6 protein-coding genes are annotated in these 6,000 nt (G+C 65.0%); all 6 read right to left on the bottom strand.

Annotation, left to right across the window (positions count from 1 at the left end; genetic code table 11):
• Positions 1-1,028 (bottom strand): thymidine phosphorylase (locus tag NKJ80_RS29955; protein ID WP_352498872.1); only part of this gene is annotated, 1,028 nt, incomplete at its 3' end.
• A complete protein-coding gene (locus NKJ80_RS29950; RefSeq protein WP_023686468.1) occupies positions 1,028-1,846 on the bottom strand; it encodes a purine-nucleoside phosphorylase in 819 nt (272 codons plus the stop codon). The genes NKJ80_RS29950 and NKJ80_RS29955, both read right to left, overlap by 1 nt.
• Positions 1,847-1,858: 12 nt before the next feature.
• The gene (gene cdd, locus NKJ80_RS29945) at positions 1,859-2,251 is read right to left on the bottom strand and encodes a cytidine deaminase (protein WP_023683183.1); all 393 of its coding nucleotides are present in this window, start codon (positions 2,249-2,251) and stop codon (positions 1,859-1,861) included.
• Positions 2,252-2,358: 107 nt separating this feature from the next.
• Positions 2,359-3,330: an ABC transporter permease gene (locus NKJ80_RS29940; protein ID WP_023683182.1), complete on the bottom strand. Its 972-nt coding sequence runs from the start codon at positions 3,328-3,330 to the stop codon at positions 2,359-2,361.
• A gap of 1 nt (position 3,331) precedes the next feature.
• Complete coding sequence (locus tag NKJ80_RS29935) at positions 3,332-4,471, bottom strand: ABC transporter permease (protein WP_023686470.1); 1,140 nt, start codon at positions 4,469-4,471, stop codon at positions 3,332-3,334.
• Positions 4,468-6,000, bottom strand: a complete 1,533-nt coding sequence (locus tag NKJ80_RS29930) for an ABC transporter ATP-binding protein (protein ID WP_023755056.1) — start codon at positions 5,998-6,000, stop codon at positions 4,468-4,470. The genes NKJ80_RS29935 and NKJ80_RS29930 overlap by 4 nt, the downstream gene beginning before the upstream one ends.

Below are 6,000 nucleotides of genomic sequence, written 5' to 3'. Positions count from 1 at the left end.
CCCCCCCCACCCCACCACCCCCCCGCCGCTGCCTTTTTTTTTTCCCCCGCCCCCCCCTCCCGCCCCCCCCCCCCCCCGGCCCCCCCCCCCCCCCGCCGGCCGCCCCCCCCCGCCCCCCCCCCGGCCAGCGTCTCGGCCGCGCGCCTGAGACCGTCCTGATTGGACGACGCCAGCCCTGCCGATTGCAGCATCTCGGCGGCCAGCGCCAGCGTCACATCCTCCAGTCGCTTGTCGCGGAGCCTCCCGGTGAGGAAATCGACGGCGTTGCGCACCTCGACCGCGTTGCCGGCCGCCGACGCCAGCGGCTCGTTCATGCCGGTGACCAGCGCCGAGGCCTTCAGGCCGGCGCCGTTGGCGATCTCGACCAGGCTGTTGGCAAGTGCTGTCGCGTCGCGCGACTTCTCCATGAAGGCGCCATTGCCGACCTTGACGTCGAGCACCAGCGACTGCAGGCCGGCCGCCAGTTTCTTCGACAGGATAGAGGCAGTGATCAGCGGCACCGATTCCACCGTTCCGGTCACATCGCGGATCGCATAGAGGCGACGGTCGGCGGGCGCGAGATCGGCGGTCTGGCCGATGATGGCACAGCCGGTCTCGAGCACGGTCTTGCGGAAGCGCGCGATATCCGGCTGGCTGATATAGCCTGGGATGGCATCCATTTTGTCCAGCGTGCCGCCGGTATGCCCAAGGCCCCTGCCGGAGATCATCGGCACATAGGCGCCGCAAGCGGCGACGATCGGCGCCAGCATCAGCGAGACATTGTCGCCGACGCCGCCGGTCGAATGTTTGTCGGTGACCGGACCCGGCAGGTCCGACCAGTCGAGCACATCGCCGGAATCGCGCATGGCGAGCGTCAGCGCCACCGCCTCGTCGCGGTTCATGCCGTTGAAGAACACGGCCATGGCGAAGGCGCCGACCTGGCCGTCCGAGACGCTGCCCGAAGTCACGCCCGCGACGAAGGCCGAAATCTCCTGCGGGGACAGTTTCTGGCCGTCGCGCTTGCGGCGGATGATTTCCTGCGGAAGCATCAGGCAGCGCCCTTCGGCTCCGGCAACCCATCCTGGAACACATGCGCAAGGATCGTCGCCAGCCGTGCGCCGCCGATCGGCGCCATGTCCTTGGTCTCCTGGTGCGACAGTTCCGCCCCGGTCATCCCGGCGGCGAGATTGGTGATCACCGAACAGGCGGCTACGCGAAGCCCAAGGAAGCGGGCGAGAATGACCTCCGGCACGGTCGACATCCCTACCGCATTGGCGCCCATGACGCGGGCCATGCGGATTTCAGCAGGGGTTTCGAAACACGGACCGGAAAACCACATATAGACGCCCTTGTGCAGCGCCGTCCCTGTCGCCTTCGCCGCCCGTTCGATCGCCGCGCGCAAGCCGGCATCATAGGCTTCGGTCAGGCCGACGAAGCGGCGGTCGCTCGGCTCGCCGATCAGCGGGTTGGAGCCGGAGAAATTGATGTGATCGGTGATCAGCATCACCGATCCAGGCAGCATGTCGGGATCGACCGAGCCGGCGGCATTGGTAAGGATCAGCTTGGTGATGCCGATGCCGGCAAGCACCTCCAGCGCCGGCCGCATCGCCGCAGCAACGCCGTGCTCGTAATAATGGGCGCGGCCGGACAGCATCAGCACCGGCGTGCCGGCGAAAAGCCCCGCGACCACCTCGCCGGCATGGCCAGTCACCCCGCTGCGGGGGAAACCCGGCAGGTCGGCATAAGAGATGCGCACGGCATTTTCGACCTGGTCGACAAGCCCGCCAAGGCCCGACCCCAGCACCATCGCCGTTGTCGGCGCCAACCCGTCCAGCCTTTCAACGAGGTGGTCCAGAGCTTCCTTCATATCAGCCAACTCTCACTTCAAAATGTCGCCACGAAACCCGTAGGGCAGCATGTCGCCCATGGTCACGGTCTCGACCACGCCGGTGTTGTCGCAAAGATAGAGCTTTGTGTCCGGCCGGCAGAATTCCGCCAGCCTTTGCCGGCAGCCGCCACAGGGCGAGCATTTGGCCATGCGCGAGGCAATGACGGCGATCTCGACGATCTTGCCGCCGCCGCCCATGATGTAATGGCCGAGCGCCGTGGTCTCGGCGCACCAGCCTTCCGGATAGGACGCGACCTCGATGTTGGCGCCGGTGAAGACACGGCCGTCTTCGGTGCGCAACGCCGCACCCACCGGAAACTTCGAATAGGGCGCGTAGGCCTTGGCCATGGCCTCCTGCGCGGCTTCGAACAGATCATGCGACATTCAGGTGTTCTCTCCGACGATCGTGGTCAAAACCCGGCGCTTTGCGTTTTCGTGGCGCCTTTCGAGCACCAGCCGCATGCTCGACTCAGTGCTCCTGGGCGCCCGGATCAACGTTCCTTGACATACGGCACGCCGCCGGCGCGCGGCGGGATCGCCTTGCCGATGAAGCCGGCAAGCAGGATCACGGTCAGCACATAGGGCAGCGCCTGCATGAACTGCACCGGCACCTTGCCGATCAACGGCAGCGGCGAACCCTGCAGGCGGATCGCCGCCGCGTCGAGGAAGCCGAACAGAAGACAGGCGAACATAGCGTTGACCGGTCGCCATTTGGCAAAGATCAGCGCCGCCAGTGCGATGTACCCCTTGCCCGCGGTCATGTCCTTCACGAAGCCGCCATTCTGCACCATCGAGAGGTAGGCGCCGGCAATGCCGGTCAGCACACCGGTGCAGATCAGGGCCCGGTAGCGCAGCCAAGCGACCGAAATGCCGGCGGTGTCGACGGCGGCCGGGTTCTCGCCGACGGCGCGCAGGCGCAGGCCGAAGCGGGTGCGAAACAACACCCACCAGGTGAACGGCACCATGGCGAAAGCGAGATACACCAGAATCGAATGGCCCGAGAGCAGCTCGGAATAGATCGGCCCGATGATGGGCACATCATGGATCGCGGCAGCACCTGGCAGAGTGATGGCCTCGAAACGCTCGCCCGGCTGCAGCGCCGGCGTGCGCCCGCCCTGCTGGAACCAGGCCTGGCCCAGAATGATGGTCGAGCCGGCGGCGACGAAGTTGATGGCCACACCGGAGACGATCTGGTTGCCGCGATGGGTGATCGAGGCGAAGCCGTGCACCAGGGCAAAGGCGACCGACATCACGATCGCCATGCCGAGACCGAGGAAGGCCGAATGGAAGACCGAAGCGGCGGCCGCACCTGCAAAGGCGCCGACCAGCATCTTGCCTTCCAGCCCGATGTCGAAAACGCCTGCGCGTTCCGAATAGAGGCCGGCGAGGCAAGCGAGCAGCAGCGGCACCGACAGGCGTATGGTCGAGTCCAGGATCTGCACGATGGCGATGAAGACGTCCATCTCAGGCGCCCTTCCCTTTGACCGCTTCGATGCCGACCGACCTTGGACTGAACGAGGCGAACAGCGCCTGGACGTAGGGCCGGAACATGTGCTCCAGCGCACCGGCAAACAGGATGACCAGGCCTTGGATGATGACGATCATGTCGCGGGAAATCGCCGGCATTTCGAAGGCAAGTTCGGCGCCGCCCTGGTAGAGCATGCCAAACAGGATCGCCGCCAGCACGATGCCGACCGGATGCAGACGGCCCATCAGCGCCACGGCAATGCCGACGAAGCCGGCGCCGGAGACGAAATCGATCGCCACATTGTGCTGGTCGCCCATCACCGGGTTCAGCGTCATCATGCCGGCCAGCGCGCCCGAAATCATCATCGCGATAATGATGATGCGGGTCTCCGAAATGCCGGCATAGCGCGCCGCTTTCGGGCTGTGGCCATAGGTGCGCATCTCGTAGCCGAGCTTGGTGCGCCAGATCAGCAGCCAGACCAGGAATGCCATGAGCAGCGCCAGCAGGAAGCAGATGTTGAACGGCGCCGAGCGGATCTTGGCGCCGAACAGTTCGATGATCCAGTTGAGTTTGGGCAGTTCGGCGCCGGCGAGGAAGTTGCGCGTCTGCGGCGCCTGCGACGCCGCCGGCTTCAACGGCCCAACCAGGAGGTAGACCATGATCGAGGCCGCGATGAAGTTGAACATGATGGTGGTGATGACGATGTGCGACCCGCGCTTGGCCTGCAGATAGGCCGGGATCAGCGCCCACAGCGCACCGACGGCGGCTCCGGCGACGATCGCCAGCGGAAAGGTCAGCCACCACGGCAGCACAGTGTCGAAGGCGAGGCAGACCACGCCCACGCCAAGGCCGGCAATATAGGCCTGGCCCTCGGTCCCGATGTTGAACAGGCCGCAATGCGCGGCCACCGCCACAGACAGGCCGGTGAAGATGAAGGTGGTGGCATAGAACAGCGTGAAGGCAATGCCGGTTCCCTTGCCGAAAGCGCCCTCGACCAGGATGACGGCGGCACGAAACGGGTTTTCGCCGACCAGCATGACGACGAAACCGGCAACGATGAAGGCCACTGACAGATTGATCAGCGGGATCAGCCCATAATCGGCCCAGGCCGGCAGCTTGGCGTAAGGCGTGCTCACTCTGCCGCCTCCTGGCGATCGACGCCTGCCATCAGCAGACCAAGCTCGCCTTCGGTCGCCTCCGGGCCGCGTTCGCCGACGATGCGCCCGGCAAACATCACCAGGATGCGGTCGGACAGCGAACGGATCTCGTCGAGCTCGACCGACACCACCAGCACCGCCTTGCCCTGGTCGCGCATGGCAATCAGCCGCTTGTGGATGAATTCTATGGCGCCGACATCGACGCCGCGTGTCGGCTGGCCGACGATCAGAACACCGGGGTCCTGCTCCATTTCTCGCGCCAGCACGATCTTCTGCTGGTTGCCGCCGGAGAAATTCGCCGTTTTCAGACGCGGATTGCCGGGCCGGATGTCATATTTCTCGATCTTGTCCTTGGCATCAGCCATGATGGCGTCGATGTTGAGGAACGGCCCTTTCAGGTAGCGCGGGTCGTCATGGTAGCCGAGGATCGAATTCTCGTTCTCCTCGAAGGCCAGCACCAGGCCGACATGATGGCGGTCCTCCGGCACATGGGCGAGCCCACGGTCGCGCAACTCGCCGGGATCGGCGGCCCCGGTCAGGTCGATCGGCTTGCCATCGAGCATCACCGAGCCGGAAACCGCGCGCCTGATGCCGGAAATCGCCTCGAGCAGTTCGGACTGGCCGTTGCCGGCGACACCGGCAATGCCGACGATCTCGCCGGCGTGGATATCGAAGGAGATGTCGTCGACCATGGTGACGCCGCGCTGGTCTTTCACCGTCAGGTTCTTGACGGCCAGCTTGACCGCGCCGGCCTCCGTCTCGCCCTTTTCGACCCGCAGCAGCACGCGCCGCCCAACCATCAGTTCGGCCAGTTCGCCGACTGTCGTCTTGCTGGTCTCGCGCGTCGCCACCATCGTGCCCTGGCGCATGACCGAGACATTGTCGGTGATGGCCATGATCTCGCGCAGCTTGTGGGTGATCAGCACCACCGTTTTCCCCTGGTCTTTCAATTGCCTGAGGATGCGAAACAGATGGTCGGCCTCGGCCGGCGTCAACACGCCCGTCGGCTCGTCGAGAATCAGGATCTCGGCGCCGCGATAAAGCGCCTTCAGGATTTCGACACGCTGCTGCAGGCCGACCGGCAATTCCTCGATGATGGCGTCGGGATCGACTTCCAGCCCGTATTCGCGCTCGAGCCGCTCCAGTTCGGAGCGCGCCTTGGCGATGCTCTTTTTCAACAGCGCATCGCTTTCGGCGCCGAGGATGATGTTTTCCAGCACGGTGAAATTGTCGACCAGCATGAAGTGCTGGTGCACCATGCCGATGCCGAGCGCGATGGCGTCGTTGGAGGTCTTGATCGACGCCGCCTTGCCGCCGACACGGATCTCGCCGCTGTCGGCCTGGTAGAAGCCGTAGAGGATCGACATCAGCGTCGACTTGCCGGCGCCGTTCTCGCCGACGATGCCGTGGATGGTGCCGCGTGCGATCTCCAGATTGATGTCGCGATTGGCGCGAACGGCGCCAAAACTCTTGTTGATGCCGATCAGTTCGATTGCGGCTTGCGCCAT

The organism is Mesorhizobium sp. M0030 (genome assembly GCF_040323695.1).
Taxonomy (GTDB): Bacteria; Pseudomonadota; Alphaproteobacteria; order Rhizobiales; family Rhizobiaceae; genus Mesorhizobium.
Note: the sequence above shows the minus strand (reverse complement) of the source record. Positions and strands in the feature narration are given on the sequence as shown.